This is a genomic window from Amycolatopsis sp. NPDC104819 (assembly GCF_055583145.1).
Genome location: NZ_JBVJON010000034.1, coordinates 1 through 19,432, shown reverse-complemented (window position 1 = coordinate 19,432; position 19,432 = coordinate 1). Strand labels below are relative to the sequence as shown.

Annotated in this window: 21 protein-coding genes and 1 riboswitch; of the genes, 9 read left to right on the top strand and 12 right to left on the bottom strand. The window is 71.2% G+C overall.

Features of this window, described 5'->3' with window-relative positions:
- Positions 1 to 99: 99 nt before the first annotated feature.
- A complete protein-coding gene (locus ACZ63E_RS45880) occupies positions 100 to 1,611 on the bottom strand; it encodes an alkaline phosphatase family protein (protein WP_465342601.1) in 1,512 nt (503 codons plus the stop codon).
- 93 nt (positions 1,612 to 1,704) lie between these two features.
- On the bottom strand, positions 1,705 to 2,100 hold the full coding sequence (locus ACZ63E_RS45875; RefSeq protein ID WP_465342600.1) for a winged helix-turn-helix transcriptional regulator: 396 nt from the start codon (positions 2,098 to 2,100) through the stop codon (positions 1,705 to 1,707).
- Positions 2,101 to 2,193: 93 nt separating this feature from the next.
- Between ACZ63E_RS45875 and ACZ63E_RS45870 the strand changes: the two genes are divergently transcribed.
- Positions 2,194 to 3,117: an NADP-dependent oxidoreductase gene (locus ACZ63E_RS45870; RefSeq protein ID WP_465342599.1), complete on the top strand. Its 924-nt coding sequence runs from the start codon at positions 2,194 to 2,196 to the stop codon at positions 3,115 to 3,117.
- On the opposite strand, the gene ACZ63E_RS45865 is transcribed toward ACZ63E_RS45870, so the two are convergent.
- Positions 3,114 to 4,124 carry a phosphatidylinositol-specific phospholipase C domain-containing protein gene (locus ACZ63E_RS45865; RefSeq protein ID WP_465342598.1) on the bottom strand — a complete coding sequence of 337 codons (1,011 nt, stop codon included), beginning with the start codon at positions 4,122 to 4,124 and terminating at the stop codon, positions 3,114 to 3,116. The two genes, ACZ63E_RS45870 and ACZ63E_RS45865, sit on opposite strands and share 4 nt — an antisense overlap.
- A gap of 105 nt (positions 4,125 to 4,229) precedes the next feature.
- On the opposite strand from ACZ63E_RS45865, the gene thiD reads away from it, so the two are divergent.
- Positions 4,230 to 5,051 (top strand): bifunctional hydroxymethylpyrimidine kinase/phosphomethylpyrimidine kinase, encoded by an 822-nt coding sequence (gene thiD / locus ACZ63E_RS45860; RefSeq protein WP_465342597.1) that lies wholly within the window; start codon positions 4,230 to 4,232, stop codon positions 5,049 to 5,051.
- A 59-nt stretch (positions 5,052 to 5,110) separates the two neighbouring features.
- Complete coding sequence (locus tag ACZ63E_RS45855; protein WP_465342596.1) at positions 5,111 to 5,917, top strand: ion transporter; 807 nt, start codon at positions 5,111 to 5,113, stop codon at positions 5,915 to 5,917.
- Here the strand turns inward: ACZ63E_RS45855 and ACZ63E_RS45850 are convergent.
- On the bottom strand, positions 5,914 to 6,753 hold the full coding sequence (locus ACZ63E_RS45850) for an SDR family oxidoreductase (RefSeq protein ID WP_465342595.1): 840 nt from the start codon (positions 6,751 to 6,753) through the stop codon (positions 5,914 to 5,916). The two genes, ACZ63E_RS45855 and ACZ63E_RS45850, sit on opposite strands and share 4 nt — an antisense overlap.
- An 85-nt stretch (positions 6,754 to 6,838) precedes the next feature.
- Here ACZ63E_RS45850 and ACZ63E_RS45845 point away from each other — a divergent pair, with 85 nt between their 5' ends.
- On the top strand, positions 6,839 to 7,213 hold the full coding sequence (locus tag ACZ63E_RS45845; protein ID WP_465342594.1) for a winged helix-turn-helix transcriptional regulator: 375 nt from the start codon (positions 6,839 to 6,841) through the stop codon (positions 7,211 to 7,213).
- Here ACZ63E_RS45845 and ACZ63E_RS45840 read toward each other — a convergent pair.
- The 4 genes from ACZ63E_RS45840 to thiO form a co-directional block, all read right to left on the bottom strand.
- Positions 7,210 to 7,644: a MarR family winged helix-turn-helix transcriptional regulator gene (locus ACZ63E_RS45840; RefSeq protein WP_465301721.1), complete on the bottom strand. Its 435-nt coding sequence runs from the start codon at positions 7,642 to 7,644 to the stop codon at positions 7,210 to 7,212. The two genes, ACZ63E_RS45845 and ACZ63E_RS45840, sit on opposite strands and share 4 nt — an antisense overlap.
- Before the next feature lie 96 nt (positions 7,645 to 7,740).
- Positions 7,741 to 8,499, bottom strand: coding sequence for a thiazole synthase (gene thiG / locus ACZ63E_RS45835; RefSeq protein WP_465301719.1), 759 nt, complete (start codon positions 8,497 to 8,499; stop codon positions 7,741 to 7,743).
- A 1-nt stretch (position 8,500) separates the two neighbouring features.
- A complete protein-coding gene (gene thiS / locus ACZ63E_RS45830) occupies positions 8,501 to 8,701 on the bottom strand; it encodes a sulfur carrier protein ThiS (RefSeq protein WP_465342593.1) in 201 nt (66 codons plus the stop codon).
- Entirely contained in the window at positions 8,701 to 9,774 is a 1,074-nt protein-coding gene (thiO, locus tag ACZ63E_RS45825) for a glycine oxidase ThiO (RefSeq protein ID WP_465342591.1), read from the bottom strand. Before thiO ends, thiS begins: the two co-directional genes overlap by 1 nt.
- Positions 9,768 to 9,873: riboswitch (TPP riboswitch) on the bottom strand. Its footprint overlaps the gene before it by 7 nt.
- A gap of 31 nt (positions 9,874 to 9,904) precedes the next feature.
- Between thiO and thiE the strand changes: the two genes are divergently transcribed.
- Positions 9,905 to 10,564 carry a thiamine phosphate synthase gene (gene thiE / locus ACZ63E_RS45820; RefSeq protein WP_465342590.1) on the top strand — a complete coding sequence of 220 codons (660 nt, stop codon included), beginning with the start codon at positions 9,905 to 9,907 and terminating at the stop codon, positions 10,562 to 10,564.
- A 9-nt stretch (positions 10,565 to 10,573) separates the two neighbouring features.
- On the opposite strand, the gene ACZ63E_RS45815 is transcribed toward thiE, so the two are convergent.
- Positions 10,574 to 11,317 (bottom strand): hypothetical protein, encoded by a 744-nt coding sequence (locus tag ACZ63E_RS45815; RefSeq protein ID WP_465342589.1) that lies wholly within the window; start codon positions 11,315 to 11,317, stop codon positions 10,574 to 10,576.
- Between the two features lie 146 nt (positions 11,318 to 11,463).
- On the opposite strand from ACZ63E_RS45815, the gene ACZ63E_RS45810 reads away from it, so the two are divergent.
- A complete protein-coding gene (locus ACZ63E_RS45810; protein WP_465342588.1) occupies positions 11,464 to 12,414 on the top strand; it encodes a threonine ammonia-lyase in 951 nt (316 codons plus the stop codon).
- Between the two features lie 7 nt (positions 12,415 to 12,421).
- On the opposite strand, the gene ACZ63E_RS45805 is transcribed toward ACZ63E_RS45810, so the two are convergent.
- On the bottom strand, positions 12,422 to 13,948 hold the full coding sequence (locus tag ACZ63E_RS45805) for an MFS transporter (protein ID WP_465342587.1): 1,527 nt from the start codon (positions 13,946 to 13,948) through the stop codon (positions 12,422 to 12,424).
- A gap of 43 nt (positions 13,949 to 13,991) precedes the next feature.
- On the bottom strand, positions 13,992 to 14,747 hold the full coding sequence (locus ACZ63E_RS45800) for a GntR family transcriptional regulator (protein WP_465301705.1): 756 nt from the start codon (positions 14,745 to 14,747) through the stop codon (positions 13,992 to 13,994).
- A gap of 147 nt (positions 14,748 to 14,894) precedes the next feature.
- On the opposite strand from ACZ63E_RS45800, the gene ACZ63E_RS45795 reads away from it, so the two are divergent.
- Complete coding sequence (locus ACZ63E_RS45795) at positions 14,895 to 15,941, top strand: SIS domain-containing protein (RefSeq protein WP_465301703.1); 1,047 nt, start codon at positions 14,895 to 14,897, stop codon at positions 15,939 to 15,941.
- The gene (locus tag ACZ63E_RS45790) at positions 15,938 to 16,900 is read left to right on the top strand and encodes an N-acetylglucosamine kinase (RefSeq protein WP_465342586.1); all 963 of its coding nucleotides are present in this window, start codon (positions 15,938 to 15,940) and stop codon (positions 16,898 to 16,900) included. The genes ACZ63E_RS45795 and ACZ63E_RS45790 overlap by 4 nt, the downstream gene beginning before the upstream one ends.
- A 101-nt stretch (positions 16,901 to 17,001) precedes the next feature.
- On the opposite strand, the gene ACZ63E_RS45785 is transcribed toward ACZ63E_RS45790, so the two are convergent.
- On the bottom strand, positions 17,002 to 17,664 hold the full coding sequence (locus ACZ63E_RS45785; RefSeq protein WP_465342585.1) for a DUF3159 domain-containing protein: 663 nt from the start codon (positions 17,662 to 17,664) through the stop codon (positions 17,002 to 17,004).
- A gap of 264 nt (positions 17,665 to 17,928) precedes the next feature.
- Here ACZ63E_RS45785 and ACZ63E_RS45780 point away from each other — a divergent pair, with 264 nt between their 5' ends.
- Entirely contained in the window at positions 17,929 to 18,741 is an 813-nt protein-coding gene (locus ACZ63E_RS45780; protein WP_465342584.1) for an SGNH/GDSL hydrolase family protein, read from the top strand.
- The last annotated feature ends 691 nt before the right edge of the window (positions 18,742 to 19,432 follow it).

The following is a 19,432-nucleotide window of genomic DNA, read 5'->3' as shown; positions in this document are numbered from 1 at the left end:
GACGACGGTTTCCGGTCATGGCAACACCTCTCACCTCAGGTGTTGCAACGGCCACTAGAACCCAAGCGGTTCTAACCGCCCTAAACACTCACGACGGGGTCAGCGGGTCGTGAGGCGCGGGGCGTCGACCGCCCAGTACCAGTTGTTGCCGGCCGCATACAGGCGCCACGTGAAGCGGGCCGTCGTCGCGCCCGCCGGGATCGCCACCGAGGTTGCCGTCGGCTGGGACAGGACGTCTCCACCCCGGTTGGCCGACGACGACTCCGGGCCGTAGGCCAGCAGCGTCTTCTCCGTGCCGCCGTCGAAGGACACCGTCAGGGCGCCGCGCTGGGTGCCGTCCTGGCGGTAGTGCGACACGAACCCTACGTCCACAGTGGACTTACCCGACACCGGCAAGGAAGGCGACACCAGGGAAGAGTCGAACGTCCCCCGCGACGACGGCGAGCCCTTGTCGTCCCACTCGTCCGGGTCCGCCACCGCGAAGACACCGCGCGACCGGACGTTCGCCTCACGCTCCTGACCCGGCGCGGTGCGCGTCCAGAAGTCGTCGTTCGTGAACGCCCAGCCCTGCCACTCCGTGACCCCCGCGGGCATGGCCGACGCGTTCCGCACACTCCACCCGGAAGGCGCGTCGTGCGTCCAGCCCGGCACCGAGGCGGGCACGCCCGTTTCGTCCACACGCGACTTCAACACCGCGGAATCGAAGGGATCCACGGGAAGCGAGCCCAGCGCATAACCGTCCAAAGAAGACGCAAGACCCAAGTGACGCAACACCGTCGGCGCGATGTCGACGATCTTCGGCGCCACCGCCGGAATGCCGACAGGCACCGAGCCACCCGACGCGATCACGAACGTCATGCGCTCCTCGGGACTGTCCCCGCCGTGGCCGCCCGGGCCCGTGTGACCGTGGTCCGTCGTCAGCATGACCAGCCAGTCCTCCGACGCAGACGAAGCACGCGCGTTGATCGCCGCCAGCAACCGTCCGATGTAGGCATCGTCCGAACGCAAAGTCGCCGCGTACTCCGGCGAGTCGGCGCCGTGGGCGTGCCCCGCCTCGTCCGTCTCTCCGAAGTAGACGAACGACGCGTCGGCCTTGTCCTGCTTGAGGTGCTTCTCCGCGTCGGCCGCGAGCTGCGGGTCCGTGTTCTCGTAGCCGGCGCTGTCCCCGTCCAGGACGTACTTGCGGTCCTGACCCGTGCGCAGGATCTTGTCGCCGATCGGCTTCCAGTCGACCGCCGCGTACGTGTCGAGCGCCGGGTTGGCCGTCTCCGCCCGCGCGAGCCAGCTCGGGTACGCCGCGAGGTTGTTGCCGGTGAACGCGTTGTCCTTCACCAGGTGCTTGTCGAGCCAGACGCCGGTGAGGATCGACGACCAGCCGGGCCCGCTGAGCGTCGGCGCCATCCCGCTGCCGTACAGCGAGCTGCGCGACGAATACCCGCGCCGGACCAGCGCGTGCACGTTCGGCGTGTCCGCCGCGAGGAGCTTGTCGAACCGCGTGCCGTCGAGCCCGATCACGAGCACTTTGGGCGTTTTCGCCGCCGCCGAAGCGACGCCGGTGGTCAGCCCGGCGGCCGCCACCAACGCCGTGACCAGGCAGAACAGTCTCCGCATGAACCCTCCAGATAATTGGTTCGGATGAGTTATCCGGAGGTTAGGGAGCGGCGACGACGGTGAGGTGAACGCGCGGCGAAACCCCGCCGGCCATCAGCGGACGGGCAGCAGCTCCCGGCCGTCGTAGGTCTCGCGCGCCGCGCGGATGCGGCCGAAGTTCGCCTGCGACCACGCACTCAGCGCCACCAGGTGCGCCCCGACCTCCGCGCCCATGTCCGTGAGCGCGTACTCCACCGTCGGCGGGGTCGTCGGATAGACCGTGCGCGTCAGGAAGCCGTCGCGCTCCAACTGGCGCAGGTTCTGGGTCAGCATCTTCTGGCTGATGCCGTCGACGGCCCGGCGCAGCTCGCCGAACCGGTGCGGCCTGCGGGCCAGAGCGCCGAGCACCAGCGCCGTCCACTTGTTGGCCAGCAGGTCCAGCACGTCCCGGCACGGGCAGCTGCGGAGGTAAACGTCCCAGGGTCCGTCCTGGTCACAGGTGGTTTCCATCGGGTACCTACTTTACGGATAAGTGCCTTCTGGCGAAAAGTGCCTACCCGTCCGAGTATAGGAGACGACCCCCTCAGCACGAAGGAGACAAGCATGCGCATCCTGACCCAGGAGACCCTCGGCGGGCCGGAGGTGCTCCACGTCGTCGAAGCACCGCGGCCGGAACCCGGGCCCACGGAGGTCCTGGTGCGAGTGCACGCGGCCGGGATCAACCCGGTCGACTGGAAGGTCCGCGCGGGCGGCGGGTTCCTCGGCGAGCCGCCCTTCACCGTCGGCTGGGACGTCGCCGGCGTGGTCGAGGAAGCCGGGTTCGGCGCCACCGGCGTCCGCGAAGGCGACGAAGTCCTCGGTATGCCGTGGTTCCCGCGCCCGGGCAACGCCTACGCGGAGTACGTCACCGCGCCGTCACGCCACTTCGTCCGCAAGCCGGCCGGGCTCTCGTTCGCCGAGGCCGCGGCACTGCCGCTGGCCGGACTGACCGCGTGGCAAGGGCTCGTCGACGTCGGGAACGTCCGGAGTGGACAGCGGGTGTTCGTCGACGCCGCCGCGGGCGGGGTCGGCCACCTCGCCGTGCAGATCGCCAAGGCGCGCGGCGCGCACGTCATCGGCACGGCCAGCGCGGGCAAGCACGAGTTCCTGCGCGAGCTGGGCGTCGACGAGCCGATCGACTACCACGAACGGAACGCCACGACGTCCGATGTGGACGTCTACTTCGGACTCGTCGGCGAAGAGAGCGACCTGCGGTGGCTCCCCGCGATCAAGGAGGGCGGCCTGCTGATCGGCGTGCCCAGCGGTGTCGCGGACCGTGTCGAAAAGGCCGCCGCGGAACGGAAAGTCCGCACGGAACGGATTCTCGTGGAGCCGGACCGCGGTGGGCTGACCGGCCTCGTCGAGCTGGTCGAGGCCGGTCAGCTGAAGGTCCGCGTCGAGCAGACCTTCCCGCTGGAGGACGCCGCGAAGGCGCACGAGCTGGGTGAGTCCGGCCGGGTGACCGGGAAGCTCGTGCTGACCGTCTAGCCCCGGGCGAGCACCTGCGGGAGGACCGTGGTGAGCCCGGTCCAGTCCGAGGTGATCACCGACGCGTGCTGCTTCGCCAGGTCGGCCACGCGCTGGTTGGCCTGGTCGACCGTCGGGTTGTGGGCGTCGATGGCGGGCGCGACGTTCTGCCCGTCGGTCATCACGACGTAGTAGTGGTTGGCGTCGTACCACCACGGCCCGGTCTGCGTCACCCACGCGTTGGCGTCGCCGTCGAACACGACGAACCACGGCTTGAGGTCGGCGGTGTACTTGTCCCGCGGGTCACCGCCGGCCGCGCCGTGCACGGTCGGGAAGATGTTCGCGTCGCCGAGCTTCCCGGCGTTCTTGAGCCCGACGAGGTAGCGCGCGTACTCGACGTCCGTGTGCAGCGTGTCGGTCGGGTTCCCCTCCTCGACGGTGCCCGGGATGATCTCGGTGATCACCCGGCCCCGCAAGGCGTCCACGGACGGCCAGTTGTCCGCCTTCGAGGCTTCGTCGAGGGTGCTGTACCCGCCGAGCAGCTCACTCGGCCGGAAGGCGACGCTGCCGAGGTGCGAGCGGAACGTCGCGTCCAGCTCGTCCGGGCCCATGCCGGTGTTGTCCGAGAAGCCGGTCTTCATCTCGAGCTTCAGCGTGATCGGCGTGTGCCCCGGGTGGGCGGCCAGCCAGATCCGGATGTCGTCGAGGCAGTACTCGAGGTTCTTGTTCTTCCCGCCGCTGTACAGCTGCGACGCCGAGGTGGCCGCGACGCAGTTGTTGCTGTTCCCCAACGGGTTCGAGTGGCTGACCTTCCACTCGTGGGTGAAGAAGTCCGGCCAGACGTCGAGCTCGATCAGCGACGACCCGGCGTCGAGCGCCCGCGCCAGGTAGTCGTAGGCCGCGGGGTCGTACGTGTTGTGCACGCCGACCGTCGTGACGTGGGAGAGCTTCGGGCTGTCCGCTTGGGCCGCGGTCGCCCCGGAGAGCACGAGCGCCGCCGTGAGGGCTGCCACCGAGAAGAGCTTCATCCAGGCTCCTTCGAACGTGAGTAACGTTCACAATGTCTCACCGTGGTTGACTGCTCATGAAGGAAAAGCGGCCGATTGGCCTAGACCAGAAGTCGGGAAACCACCATGACCCCTCGCACCGCGTTGACGATCGCCGGTTCGGACTCCGGCGGCGCCGCCGGTCTGCAAGCCGACCTGCGCACGTTCCTGACCTGCGGGGTCCACGGCCTGGTCGCGGTCACCGCCGTCACGGTGCAGAACACCCTCGGCGTGCACGACCGGTCCGACCTGCCGCCGCACATCGTGGCCGGGCAGATCGAGGCCGTCGCGGCGGACATGGGCGTCAACGCGGCCAAGACGGGCATGCTGGCGTCGGCGGAGATCATCGAGGCCGTCGCGGCCGCGTGTGACAAGGCGGGGATCGGCCACGACGAGAAGATCCCGTTCGTCGTCGACCCGGTCGCGGCGTCGATGCACGGCCACCCGCTGTTCGACGACGCCGGCCTGCACGCCCTGCGCGACGAGCTGCTGCCGCGCGCCACGGTGCTCACCCCGAACCTCGACGAGGTGCGGCTGCTGACCGGGATGACCGTGAACGACCGCGAAGGCATGCACACCGCGGCCGTGGTGCTCCAGCGGATGGGCCCGCGCTACGTCCTGGTCAAGAGCGGCCACCTGCAGGCCGACCCGGAGTGCGTCGACCTCCTCTTCGACGGCTCGACGTTCGTGGAGCTCCCCGGCCAGCGCTACGCAACGCCGCACACGCACGGCGCGGGCGACACGATGGCATCGGCGCTCACCGCGGGCCTGGCCAAGGGGATGTCCGTGGTCGAGGCGGCGCGGTACGGCAAGTGGTTCGTGTCCCACGCCGTCGAGCACGCCTACCCGATGGGCGCCAAGGTCGGCCCGGTCTCGGCCTTCTGGCGGCTGGCACCCGAGGAGCGCTGAGCGACCGCCCGGTTACCATCCCTGCGTTTACTGATCCTTGAACTCAGCAGGGGGCGGCCTTGACCGGACGCGAGCGGGTGGCGAAGGTCCTCGACGACCGCCGCTTCCAGAACTTCATCATCGCCGTGATCGTGTTCAACGCGGTCACCCTCGGCATGGAGACGTCGAAGTCGCTGATCGACGGCTACGGCACCCTCCTGCACACGCTCGACCACATCGCGCTGGGCATCTTTGTCGCCGAGCTGCTGGCGAAGTTCTACGCCTACCGCGGCGCGTTCTTCCGCGACAACTGGAACGTCTTCGACCTGCTGGTCGTCGGCATCGCGGTGATCCCGGCGACCGGGCCGTTCGCCGTCCTGCGGTCGCTGCGCGTGCTCCGGGTGCTGCGGCTGATCTCGGTGGTGCCGTCGATGCGGAAGGTCGTCTCCGGACTGCTCGCCGCGATCCCCGGCATGGCCTCGATCGCCGCGCTGCTCGCGCTGATCATCTTCGTGGCCGGGGTGATGGCGACGAAGCTGTTCGGCGTCATCTCGCCGGAGAACTTCGGTGACCTCGGCACGTCGCTGTTCACGCTGTTCCAGGTGATGACCGGCGAGGCGTGGCCGGACATCGCGAAGGAGATCATGGTCCAGGCACCGATGGCCTGGATCTTCTTCGTCGTGTACATCCTGGTGTCGAGCTTCGCGGTGCTGAACCTTTTCATCGCCGTCGTCGTCAGCGGCATGGAGGACGAGCTGCGCCAGGACATCCGCGAGGAAGAGGCGAAGCAGGCCGAGACACAGGCCGCGGCGAACCAGGAGATCCTCGACGAGCTCCGCGCCGTCCGCGCGGAGCTCGCCGAGCTGCGGCGCGAACAGGTGGCTTAGCGGAACGCGGCGAGGTTGCGGGCGACCCAGGCGGCGAACGACCGCGGCGGCCGGCCGAGAACCTGCTCGACGTCCGGGCTGACCCGCAGCTCGGCCGCGCTCGGGGCGCCGAGGATGTCCAGGGTGTCGTCGGCGAGCTCACCCGGCATGGTCTGGGTCATCCCGGCCTTGGCCTCTTCGCGGGTGAGCTCGTGGAACCGCACGGGCGTGCCGAGCGCGGCTTCGATGGCCGACGTCTGCCCGCGCGGCGTGATCACCTCGGGGCCGGTCAGCTCGTAGGTGCCGCCGGTGTGCCGGTCGTCCAGCAGGCAGGCCGCGGCGACCTCCGCGATGTCCGCCGGGTCGATGATCGGCACGCCGACGTCCCCGAACGGCGCGGCGACGACCTGCCGCGTGCGGACGGATTCGGCCCACCACAGGGCGTTGGACGCGAACCCGCCCGGCCGCAGGATCGCCCAGTCCAGGCCCGACTCCCGCACCCGGTCCTCCAGCGCGCGCATCGCGACCCGCGTCGTGCCGAAGGGCCTGGTCACCACCCCCAGGGTGGAGAGCAGGACCACCCGGCGGACCTCGGCGGCCGCGGCCGCGTCGAGGGCACGGGCGGGGTCGGCGCCGGTGGCGTGCAGGTCGCCGGACAGCAGCAGGAACACCGCCTTCGCTCCGGCCAGCGCCGGCTCCAGCCCGGCCGGCTCGGCGAGGTCGGCCACCACGTGCCGGACGCCGTCCGGCACCGCCGCGGCGTGCCGCGACACCGCCGTCACCTGCTGCCCCGCCTCGGCCAGCGCCCGCACCAGCGGCCGGCCCACGTTCCCGGTAGCCCCGGTCACCACGATCATGAAAGCTCCTTCGTCCGATGTCGTCACCGACGCTAGGAGCCGAGCTAACTTCTGGTAAGGACATACCTTTGGGTAAGCTCATGACATGACCGGAGGCTCACAGCTCACCCCGACCGCCGCCGCGGCCCGGTATGACGTGTTTCACACCGACTGCCCCGCGCGCGACGTCGTCGACCACGTGACGAGCCGGTGGGGCATCTGGGTCCTGATCTCGTTGCAGAGCAACGACCTCAGGTTCTTCGAGCTGCGCGAGAGCATCGAGGGCATCAGCGAGAAGATGCTCGCCCAGTCCCTGCGCGCCCTGGTCGAGGACGGCCTGATCTGGCGGCAGGTCGAGCCCACGACACCGCCCCGGGTCACCTACGGGCTGACGGAGTTCGGCCGGGACGTGGGCGAGCCGCTGGCGGAGCTGTTCGGCCGGATCACCCGGCGGCTCATGCCGGACGGGCAGCCGGCTTAGCGGTCTTCGTCGGCGATCAGCGCTTCAAGCGCCGGAATCGCCGCCGTCAGGGCTTCACGGTGCTCAGGCGACAGCCGGTCCAACCGCCGGTTCAGCTCCTGCACGCGCGTCGAGCGGACACCCGACACCAGCCGCTCACCCTCTTCCGTCGCTTTCGCCAGCCACGCGCGGCGGTCGACCGGATCCGGCTCGCGGCTCACGTACCCCGCCTCGACGAGGGACGCGATGATCCGCGACATGGTCGCCGCGGCGACACCCTCCTTCGCGGCGAGGTCGCCGAGGCGCAGCTGACCGGAGATCACCAGCGTCGCCAGCGCCGAGATCGCGCCGTGGCCGGGGCCCGGCACGCCGGCCTGCCGCAGTGACCGGGACAGCCTCCCGACGGCGAGGTACAGCCTGCCCGAGACGTCCTGGACCGAGGTGCTGGTCACGGCTGGCTCCTTCTGCCCTGCCCCGCCGCGGGTGCGCCGGAAAGTGCCGTCCACCTTACGGGTTCGCGGTGCACGTTCGGCGTTAAGGCACCAGGTTCACCGGGGTGGGCTCGACGCGTGCGCCCAGAAACGCTGCGGCACCCGGCCGGCCTCGCGGGCCAGCCGGCCGGCGACGACACCCGCCCGCATCGCCGCCGCCATCCGCTCGGGGTCCGCCGCGCGGGTGACCGCCGTGGACAGCAGGACGGCGTCACAGCCGAGCTCCATCGCCAGCGTCGCGTCCGACGCGGTGCCGATTCCGGCGTCCAGGATCACCGGCACGCCCGCCCGCGAGACGATCAGCTCGATGTTGTGCGGATTCCGGATGCCGAGGCCGGTCCCGATCGGCGCGCCCAGCGGCATCACGGCGGCGCAGCCGGCCTCCTCCAGGCGCAGCGCGAGCACCGGGTCGTCGTTCGTGTAGGCGAACACGGTGAAGCCGTCGGCGGCCAGCCGCTCGGCGGCGTCGAGGGTTTCGATCGGGTCCGGCAGCAGCGTCCGGTCGTCGGCGTGCACCTCGAGCTTGATGAGATCGGTATCCAGCGCCTCGCGCGCCAGCTGCGCGGTGAGCACGGCTTCGGCGGCCGTGCGGCAGCCCGCGGTGTTCGGCAGCAGCTCGATGCCCAGCCTTTTCAAGAGTTCGAGGACGCCGGAGCCGCCTTCGGCGTCGGCTCGGCGCATGGCGACAGTCGTCAGCTCGGTGCCGGAGGCGACCAGCGCGCGTTCGAGCACGGCGAGGTTCGCCGCGCCGCCGGTGCCGATGATCAGCCGCGACCGGAGCTTGGCAGTGCCGATGACCAGCGGTTCGACGTCCACTTCAGCCTCCCTGGACCGCGGTGAGCACGTCGACGCCGGCGCCCTTGGGCACGGCGGTGGCCGCCCAGTCGCTCCGGCGGACGACGACGCCGTCGACCGCGACGGCGATCCCGGGCCGCTGCCCGCCGGACGCCTCGAGGATGTCGGCGACCGTGGCGCCGTCCGGGAACTCCGTCCACTTCCCGTTGAGCTTGATCTCCATCACACGTGCTCCTTCTGGTGCAGGCGGTCGGGCGAAGCCGCTTCGGTGCCTTCAGGCGGCTTCTCACCCTCGAGCCAGGCGACCACGGCGTCCGCGGTCACCGGGGCCATCAGCAGGCCGTTGCGGTGGTGCCCGGTCGCGGCGAAGACGCCGTCGTCCAGGACACCGAGGTACGGCAGCGCGTCGCGGCTGGCGGCCCGCAGGCCCGCGGCGACCTCGGCCAGCTCGTACTCGGTGATCGCGGGGAAGACCCGTTCGGCGCCTTCGATCAGCTCACGCACCCCGCGCGCGGTGACGGCCCGGTCGAAGCCCGCTTCGTACTGGGTGGCGCCGAGGACGAGCTCCTGGTCGCCGCGCGGGACGAGGTAGATCGGCCGGCCCTCGACGACGGCCCGCACGGTGTGCGACGGCGGCGGCAGGCAGCCACGCCGGGGTTTGAGCCGGAGGATCTCCCCCTTGAGCGGGCGGACGGCGTCGGCGAGCTGCGGGTGCAGCCGCCCGGTCCACGCTCCCGCGGCGAGCACGACGGCGTCGGCGTCCGGGATGGCCGTGACGCGTTCACGGACGAACCGGACATCCCGCTTCTGGCAGGCCGCGTACAGGGCGTTGAGGAGTTTTCGGTTGTCCACGGCCAGGTCGCCGGGCACGTGGAGTCCACTTCGGACGGACCCGACGCCGGGTTCGAGACGTTTGGTCTCGCGGCCGGTGAGGCGGTCCGCCGCGCGGCCGATCGAGTGCAGGTAGCCCGCGAGGATGTCGAGGTGACCGGCGTCGGCGCTGTCGAACGCGACCACGAGCGTCCCGTGCCCGGCCAGGCCGGGGTCGACGCCGTCGGCCGCGAGGTCGCTCGCGAAGCCGGGCCAGCGTCTCAACGACTCTTCGCCGAGGCTGAGGACGTCTTCCTCGCCAGGCCAGGCCTCGGTGACCGGGGCGAGCATGCCGCCGGCCAGCCAGGACGCGCCACCTCGGACGGGCTCGGGGTCGTACAGGGTGACCTGGTGCTTCCGGCCGGCGGCACGCCAAGCCGTGGACAGGCCGATCACTCCGCCGCCCACCACTGCCAGGTTCGTCATGGGATCACGCTCCCTGCGCCGGCATGACCCGGATCAGGTTCCACGGTCGGAGCGGCAGCTCCCTCTCAGCCCGTGCCTCGGGCTCCCGTGCGGACTCGTTCACCCTAGCTCGCGAGGTACGGTCGCCGCTATGCCCGCCCTTTCCGGTGACAAGATCCGCGCCCGCCTCGACGCGGCGCGCCTGTACCTGTGCACGGACGCCCGCACGTCCCGCGGCGACCTGGCCGCCTTCGCCGACGCGGCCCTGGCCGGCGGCGTCGACATCATCCAGCTGCGCGACAAGACCGGCGCCTTGGAAGCCGCGGGAGAGATCGCGGCGCTGGAGGTGCTGGCCGAGGCGTGCGAGCGGCACGGCGCGCTGCTGTCGGTGAACGACCGCGCGGACGTCGCCCTGGCGGTCGGCGCGGACGTGCTTCACCTCGGCCAGGACGACATCCCGGTCCCGCTGGCCCGGCGGATCCTGGGTGACGACGTGGTGATCGGCCGCTCGACGCACTCCGTCGGCCAGGCCTCGGCGGCCGCGTCGGAGCCGGGCGTGGACTACTTCTGCACGGGCCCGTGCTGGCCGACGCCGACCAAGCCCGGCCGGTCCGCGCCGGGCCTCGACCTGGTGCGCTCGACGGCGGCGGCCACTCCGGCGCGGCCCTGGTTCGCGATCGGCGGCATCGACGTGCCGCGGCTCCCGGAGGTGCTGGAGGCGGGCGCGTCCCGGATCGTGGTGGTCCGGGCCATCACCGAAGCCGAGGACCCCGAAGCCGCGGCCCGGGAACTGCGCGCCCGCCTGCCCTGACGTCGCCGGTCAGGGCGTCGGCGTGCTCGCCGCGCCCTGGCTGGTGGGCGGCGCCGCCGAGGTCGACGGCGGCTGGGCCGTCGTGCTCGGGGTGGTCGGCGTGGTGGTCGGGGACTGCGACGATGTGGTCGGCGGGGCCGAGGTCTCCGTGGTCGTCTCGGTGCTGGGCGTCGGCGAGTTCTGGGTGTCCTCGGGCGACGTCGAAGGGGTGGTCGACGGGGTTTTGTCCGGCTGGCCGCCACCGCCGCCGAAGATCTTGCCGATGCCCGCGCCGGTGCCGCCCGCCACGCGACCGCCCGTGGCCGCGTCGACCCCCACTATCGCCAGGATCGCCACGGCGAACGCCACCACGCTCGTGCCGATCACCAACGGCCAGCGCAGTTTGCGCAGCCGGGACGGCTCCTCCTCAGGAGGTGAGTCCGGCCGGGGCAGCTGGACCGTCGGCTGGTCGGTCAGCGCCACTTCGGAACCGGTTCCACCTCGCCGCCGGATGCCCGACGTCGCCAGCTGCCGGGCCTTCAGCGCGGCCGCGCGCGTGCGCTGCAGCGAGCGGAGGTAGATCTCGCCGCCGACCGTCGTGATCACGCTCGCCACACCCGCGCCGACCACCGTGCCCGCCACGCCGAGCGTCGAGCCCAGCAGCGCCGCGGTCACCGCCGCGAGCGCCGCCGCCATCACCTGCGCGATGCGCAGACCGGACTTTTCTTCCTTCGCCGTGTCCAACTCGGAAGCCGCTGCTTTCTCCTTGCTCATGATCCCGATCCGGTAGTAAGTCTTCTCCCCTGTCCAACGTGTAAGGCGCGCGGGAAACTCCCCGCGTTGCCGCGACGTGAGAAGCACCACTCCGACTGTCCATAATGGACGCTTATGGCCGAACACTTTCTTGACATAATCGGCACATGGAACTGGTGACGATCTCTGACATCGAGGCGGCCGCGAAGCGCGTCGAAGGTGTCGCCGTGCGCACGCCGCTGTTGCTCCAAACGTGGGATCCGCGTGGGTCCCTGTGGCTCAAACCCGAGTCGCTGCAACCGATCGGCGCGTTCAAGGTGCGTGGTGCGTTCAACGCGATCGCCACGCTCGACGATGAGCGGCGCGCCCGCGGAGTCATCGCGTACTCGAGCGGCAACCACGCGCAGGCGGTCGCGTACGCCGCGCGCGAGTTCGACGTGCCCGCGGTGATCGTCGTGCCGGACATCGCGCCGCGGATCAAGGTGGAGGCCACCCGCTCGTACGGCGCGGAGGTGATCGAAGTGCCGATCGGCGAGCACGAGGCCAAAGCGCACGAACTGGCCGCCGAACGCGGGCTGACCCTCGTGCCGCCCTACGACGACGCGGCCATCATCGCCGGGCAGGGCACCGCGGGCCTGGAGATCGCCGAGGAGCTGCCGGACGTCGAGGTGGTGCTGGTGCCGGTGAGCGGCGGCGGGCTGGCCTCCGGTGTCGGCGTCGCGATCAAGGCGCGCTGCCCCGGCGCGAAGGTCGTCGGCGTCGAACCCGCGCTCGCCGGCGACACGGCCGAGGGGCTGCGGCTCGGCCGCCAGGTCGACTGGCCGATGGCCGACCGCGCCCGCACGATCGCCGACGGCCTGCGCGCGCAGCCGTCCGAGCTGACCTTCGCGCACCTGAAGGAGGTCGTCGGCACGATGGTCACGGTCACCGAGGACGAGATCCGCGACGCCATGCGCGTCCTGGCCGGCAAGGCCCGCCTGGTGGCCGAGCCGAGCGGCGCGGTGACCACGGCGGCGTACCTCCACCACGCGGCCGAGCTGCCGGAAGGCCGCACGGTCGCGATCGTCTCGGGCGGCAACGCGGACCCGGCCCTCTTCGCGGAGGTCCTCGCGGGTTAGCCCGGCGTTACGACCCGGCGACCGGGCTGCCGCGGCGGACGTGCGTCGGCGGGCCCTCGACACCGCAGTGGTAACACTCGCCCAGGTGCGGGGACTCGTCGGCGGCCGGAGCCGTCGGCTCGGACGGTGGAGCCAGGACGCCATTGTGGATGCCCAGCGCGATCAGCCCGCCGGCGATCGCCAGCACCGCGCAGATCACCAGGGCCATCCGCCAGCCCGCGGTGAGCGCGACAGGGTCGGCGTACGCGGACCCGGTCAGCCCGGCCGCCGCCGGCAGCACCGCGACGGCCAGCAGCCCGCCGGAGCGCGCGATGGCGTTGTTGACCCCGGACGCGACACCGGCGTAGCGGTCCGGGGCCGCGGCGAGCACCGTCGCGGTCACCGGGGCGACGACGGTCGCCAGGCCGAGCCCGAACACCACCACCGCGGGCAGCACCGTGCCGAGGTAGGACGCGCCGGGCGCGATGCGCAGCATCAGCAGCATCCCGATGCCGACGACGATCGGTCCGACGACCAGCTGCAGGCGCGGGCCGATCCGCTGGGCGAGCGCGCCCGAGCGGCCGGAGAGCAGCAGCATGATCACCGTCAGCGGCAGCCCGGCCAGCCCGGACGCCGTCGGCGAGTAACCGAGCGACACCTGCAGCTGCATGACCAGCAGCATCATCACGCCGCCGAGCGCCGCGTACATCGCGAAGGTCAGCGCGTTCGACAGGGTGAACGTCCGGTCGCGGAACAGCGACGGCGGCACCAGCGGCTCCCGCGAGCGGTGCTGGACGAAGACGAACGCGGCGAGCCCGACGATCCCCAGCACGCCCGCGACCAGCACGATCGGGTCGCCGATGCCGCGTCCCGGCGCCTCGACCAGCGCGCCGGTCACCCCGGCGAGGCCGATCGCGCCGAGCGCCGCGGCGCCGAAGTCCGGGTGGCCGGTCGCTTGCTCGTCGCGGGACTCCGGGACGAACCGGCGCGCCATCAGGACCACGGCGATCGCGATCGGCACGTTGATCAGGAACGCCAGCCGCCACGACCAGACCTGCACCAGGAAGCCGCCGAGCAGCGGCCCGGCGGCGGCCGCGATGCCGCCGAGGCCGGACCACGCGCCGATCGCGCGGGCGCGCGCGTCGTGCGCGAAGGACGACTGGAGGATCGCGAGCGACCCGGGGGTCAGCAGGGCGCCGCCGATGCCCTGCAGGATGCGCGTCACGACGAGCACCTCGGTGGACGTCGCCGCCGCGCACAGCCCGGAGGCGACGCCGAACCAGACGACGCCGATCAGGTACATGCGGCGCCGGCCGTAGCGGTCGCCGAGCGAGCCGGCGACCAGGATCAGCGCCGCGAGGGCCAGCATGTAACCGTCGAGGATCCACTGGAGACCGGCGACGGAGGCGTGCAGCTCCTCGCCGATGCGGGGCAGGGCGACGTTGACGATCGTGCCGTCGAGCATCGCCATGCCGGACCCGAGGATGGTGGTCGCGAGCACGCCCCGGGCCGCCCCGGTGCCCCACCGGATCCCGGTGTCTTCAGTGGCTGTCACGTGCCCACTCCACCGTGCGCGGAGACGCCCGTCAACCGCGTGGTTACGGCAGCAGCGTCGTCACGAACTTGTAGCGGTCGCCGCGGTAGACCGAGCGGGCGAACTCGACCGGCTTGCCGTCGGTCGCGAACGAGTGCCGGGTCAGCATCAGCACCGGCATGCCGACGTCCGCGCCGAGCATCTCGGCCTCCTGCGGCCCGGCGAGCGAGGTCTCGATCGTCTCCTCCGCGCGTTCGAGCTCGACGCCGTACTGCTCGCGTAGAACGGCGTACAACGATCCCCCCGCGGAAATGTGCTTGCGCAGCCCGCGGAACCGGCCGGCCGGGAGGTGCGACGTCTCGAGCGCCATCGGCTGCGAGTCCGCCAGTCGAAGCCGTCGAAGGCGAAGAATTTTCGCACCGGTGCGGATTCCGAGGAGCTTCGCGAGGTCACCCTCGGCCGGCAGCTCGTCGAGCTCGAGCAGCTTCGACGACGGCTTCAGGCCCTGCTTGCGCATGTCTTCGGTGTAGGAGGACAACTGCAGCCGCTGGGCGAGCTTCGGCTCGGCCGCGAAGGTGCCTTTTCCCTGCACACGGTGCAGGCGGCCCTCGGCGGTGAGGTCGGCCAGCGCCTGGCGCACGGTGGTGCGGGAGACCGTGAACTCCCCGGCGAGCGCGCGTTCGGTCGGGATCGGCGAGCCGGGCGGCAGCACGTCCAGGAGGTCGAGGAGGTGCTGTTTCAGTGCCCAGTACTTGGGCTCGCGCTGCCCGCGCATCCCGGCGACGGCGCCCGCCTCGCCCGTGGTGGTGGTTTCCAACATGCCCGACTCCCTATGTCTTCCCTCATACGCGCCACGTCCCCGTAAGAAACGTACCCTTTTCCCCAAACGCGCCGCCCCACTAACATTGGTCTAGACCTGACCGACGCCGCCTGAGTCCGGTACATAATGCCGGAGGTGGAGAGGAAAATGATGACCGAACAACGGCCCGGCGAGCACATGGCCGCGGAGATCGCCCAGCAACCGGACGTCCTGGCCGGACTGGTCGAGCGTCAGGCGGAAATCGCCGGGGTGGCGGAAAAGATCTCACAACGGCCCCCGCGCTTCGCTTTGCTCGCCGCGCGTGGATCAAGTGACCACGCAGCGTTGTATGCGAAGTACCTGATCGAGGTACTGCTCGGCCTTCCGGCTGGTCTTGTTTCCCCGTCGACGGCGACGCTGTACGGCGCGCGCCCCGATCTGCGGGACGTGCTGTTCGTCACGGTCAGCCAGAGCGGTGGTTCTCCCGACCTGATCGAGGTCACCGAAACGGCGCGGCGCCAGGGCGCGCTGACGGTGTCCGTCACCAACACGCCCGACTCGCCGCTGCGGGCGGCGTCCGAGCTCGGGATCGACATCGGCGCGGGCGTCGAGAAGGCCGTCGCGGCGACCAAGACGTACTCCGCGACGCTGATGGCGCTCTACCTCCTGATCGACGCGGTGCGCGGCGGCAAGGCGGCGGACGCCGAGAAGATCGGCGAGCTGGCGCAGCAGACCCTCGACGGCGCCGCCGAGGGCGTGCAGCGCGCGGTCGACCGGTACCGATTCGTGGACCGCGTCCTCACCACCGGCCGCGGTTACTCCTACGCTTCGGCGCTCGAAGGCGCGCTGAAGCTGGCCGAGACCAGCTACCTCGCCGCCCGCGCGTACAGCGGCGCGGACCTGCTGCACGGCCCGGTCGCGGCGGTCAACGGCGAAACCGCGGTCCTGGCCGTGACCAGCAAGGGGCACGGCGGCCAGGCGATGCACGAGGTCCTCGAGGCCGTCGGCAAGCGCGGCGCGGACGTCCTCGCGGTCGGTTCGGCCGCCTCGGAGGTGCCCGCGGCGCTGCGCATCGACGTCGCGCCGTCGGCCGAGGAGCTCGCGCCGATCCTGGAGATCCTGCCGCTCCAGCGGATCGCGCTCGGGCTTTCCCTCGCCCGCGGCGGTGACCCGGACAGCCCGCGCGGCCTGCTGAAGGTGACCAAGACGAGGTGAGCTTCGCGATCGGCGTCGACGCCGGCGGAACGTCGACCAGGGCCGCACTGGTCGACGCCGCCGGCGTCGTGCTCGGCACCGGGCGCGGCGACGGCGCCAACCCCAACGCGCACACCCCCGAGGTCGCCGCGGGCCGGATCGCCGAGACGATCACCGCGGCGCTGGGCGCGCACGACCCGCGCGACGTGCGCGCGTGCGTCGTCGGCATGGCCGGGGTCAGCAAGCTCAGCGACGTGCGCGTGGCGGCGGTGTTCGACGCGGCGTGGGCGCGCGCCGGACTCACCGCCGTGCGGGTCGTGGCCGACGCCGAAGTGGCTTACGCGTCCGCGACATCGGCCCCGGACGGGACCGTGCTCGTCGCCGGCACCGGTTCCATCGCAGGCCGGATCCGGAAACGCCGGCTCGCCGGCACCGCGGGCGGGTACGGCTGGCTCCTCGGTGACGAGGGGTCGGCGTTCTGGCTCGGCCGCGAAGCCGTTCGTTCCACTTTGGAGGCTCTGGGGCGTGGCCTCCCCCTCGACGGCTTGCCGACCGCGGTGCTCGGCGCCGCGCTGGGTCCGTCCGGTTTGGACGTCCGGACCGACGCGCAGCGGCTGGCGGCGTCCCGCGCGGTGATCACGGCGGCCAACGCCGAAGCGCCGGTCCGGCTCGCCCGGTTCGCCCCGCTGGTGAGCGCGGCGCACGACGCCGGCGAGCCCGCGGCGACCGGGATCGTCACCCGCGCGGCGGCGCTGCTCGTCGAAAACGCCCTCGCCGCGCGCGAACCCGGCGAGTCGACCCCGGTTGTCCTGGTCGGTTCGGTGCTCACCGGCGACAGTCCGGTGGGTGCGCTGGTGCGCCGCGGATTGTCCGGCCTCGAGGTGCTGACCAGCTCCGATGGGGTGCTGGGCGCGGCGTGGCTCGCCGCCGTCGACGCGTTCGGCGAGAGGGCGCCCCGACCCGGGCCGGGAGAAAATTGAGCAAAACGCGGCGCGAAGACGTCAAAACGTCGACTGAACCCGGGTAGGCCGGGTACCGTAGGCGTTGGCCCCCGGACCCTCCCCCCTCGCCGGGGGCCGCCTTATGTCCTGGGTACGTCGTCCGGGGCGGGTTCGGGAGCGAGGCGCAGCCCCGGGTGCTCCGGCGGCAACGCCCGGTAGAGCACCCAGCCGCTCACCGCGACGGTCAAGGCGACCAGGGGCCACGAGAGCACCGTGCGGGCGACCCCGAGCGCGAGCACCTGGCCGGACCACCACAGCAGGCCGTAAACGACCACGCGCAGCGTGTACTGGCCGAACACCCACACCCAGCTGGCCCGCGAATACGCCTTCAGCAGCACCGGGTCGCGGCGCCAGCGCGCCTTCTGGCCGAGCACCAGGCCGACGACCACGCCGAGCAGCGGCCAGCGGACGACGATGCTGGCCGCCCAGAGCAGCGCGCTGGCCACATTGGACATCAGCTGCAACAGGAAGAAGTCCTGGGCGCGGCCGGTGTGCAGGGCGATCAGCGCGGCCGCGACGACGGCGGCGAGGCTGACGACCAGCGCCCGGACCTTCCCGCCGCGCGCGATCCGGTAGATCCCGAGCACGACGGCCACGGCGATGGCCGCCCCGGCGCCCCACGCGGTGGACTGACCGGCGATGAGCCAGCCGGCGACAAAACCGACGGGCGGGATGCTGGCGTCGAGCGCGCCCCGGCGGCCGCCGAGGATCTGCGCGAGCGACTCACGGGGTTCTCCGGACACGTGTCCAGCGTGCCGGATCGGCCCCGCCCGGCCGCACGCAGGGAGATTTTCGCCACATCAGGTGCCGGTTTTACCTCCGAGTGTGCTTTTTCACGGCATAGCGAAGGTGAAGACTGCGTAATACAGAAGCGCAGAAGGCCGACAAGATAAGACACTGTTACCGCAGGCTGAACCCGAGGGGCCGTGGGGGTGCGGCGAGATGGTTAGTTGTGGTGTACAACTACATGTCGGGGTGTCGGTCGCTGGATGGGAAGGGGACCCAACGTGTACGGAATCGACAGTTACGTGGCGCTCGGTGACAGCTTCACCGAGGGGCTCAACGACGCGCTGCCGGACGGCTCCTTCCGAGGCTGGGCCGACCGGCTGGCGGAGATCCTGGCGGCCGGGCGGCCCGACTTCCAGTACGCGAACCTGTCCCTGCGGGGCAAGATGCTCGACGAGATCCTCGACGAGCAGCTGCCGATCGCCCTGGAGCTGAAGCCCGACCTGGTCACGCTCTGCGCCGGCGGCAACGACATCATCGTCCCGGGCGCGGACGTCGACGCGGTGGCGGAGCGCCTGGAGGAGGGCGTCGCGAAGCTGCGCGAGGCGGGCATCCCGGTGCTGATGTTCAACGGCCCGGACACCAAGGTCCTGTCGGTGATGTCGGTCCTGCGCGGCAAGGTGGCGATCTACAACACCCACTTGTGGGCAATCGCCGAGCGCTACGGCGCGCGCATGGTCGACCTGTGGGCAATGGGCCCCCTGCACGACCGCCGCGCCTGGAGCGACGACCGGCTGCACTTTTCCCCGGAGGCGCACCGTCGCATCGCGTTGAAGTCGGCGGAGGTCCTGGGGATCCCGGTGGAGAGCGACTGGCGGGAGCCGTGGCCGTCGGAGGCGCCGCCGTCCCGCTGGATCGACTCGCGGCGGTCGGATCTGACGTGGACAAAGGTGCACCTGCTGCCGTGGATCCGTCGGCAGCTGAGGGGCGAGTCGATGGGTGACGGGCTTTCGCCGAAGCGGCCGGAGTTGGCGCCGTTGCTGCCGTTGGATGTGCTTGAAGTGCCGGACAACGCTCGGCAGCAGGCCAGCTGAGGTTCGGCTTTTTGTCCGTGGATGTCGCTTTGAGGGACGGGGAAGTCCTTCGGCTGAGGCGTTCACGATCTTCCGACGGTGATGTCGCGAATGACCCATTGGGGACGCCAGACGTCCCGAATGACCCACTCGCGACGCTCGCCCCGGCCGCAGACATCGCCCGCCGCTCCTGGGCAGGGTTCCGGCAAAGTCGGAGCGAACGTGACCGGCGAGCCGCTGCGATGTCGTGAATGACTCATTCACCTCGTCAGAGGTCATGAATGAGTCATTCACGACCCTCCCGGGCCACTACCGCGACCTCCGGCGTGTGCACCTGGCCGTCCGCGCTACGAGCCGACCGGCGAAATCCGACTTCGCCGGAACCCCCGCCGCTCCTCGGGGGCCGGGTTCGGCGCAGCGAAGGTCGCCGCGCTCGGCACGAGCCTGGACGGCACGCACCAGATACGGGAACCGAACGCTGGGACTCGCCGGATATCCCTCAACCGCTCCGTAACACGCCCCCGCACGCTCGGGCCCAGAAGCACTGTCGCGAATGGGTCATTGGGGACGCCAGACGTCCCGAATGGGCAAGGCCGGGCAGTTAAGGCTGTGGGTGTGATGTCAACCCGGTGACATAAGGCAACGGAGCTTCCGCTAGAACATCGTCGACCAAGATCAACGTTCGGCGGGAGCTCCGTTGTCCGCGCAGTCT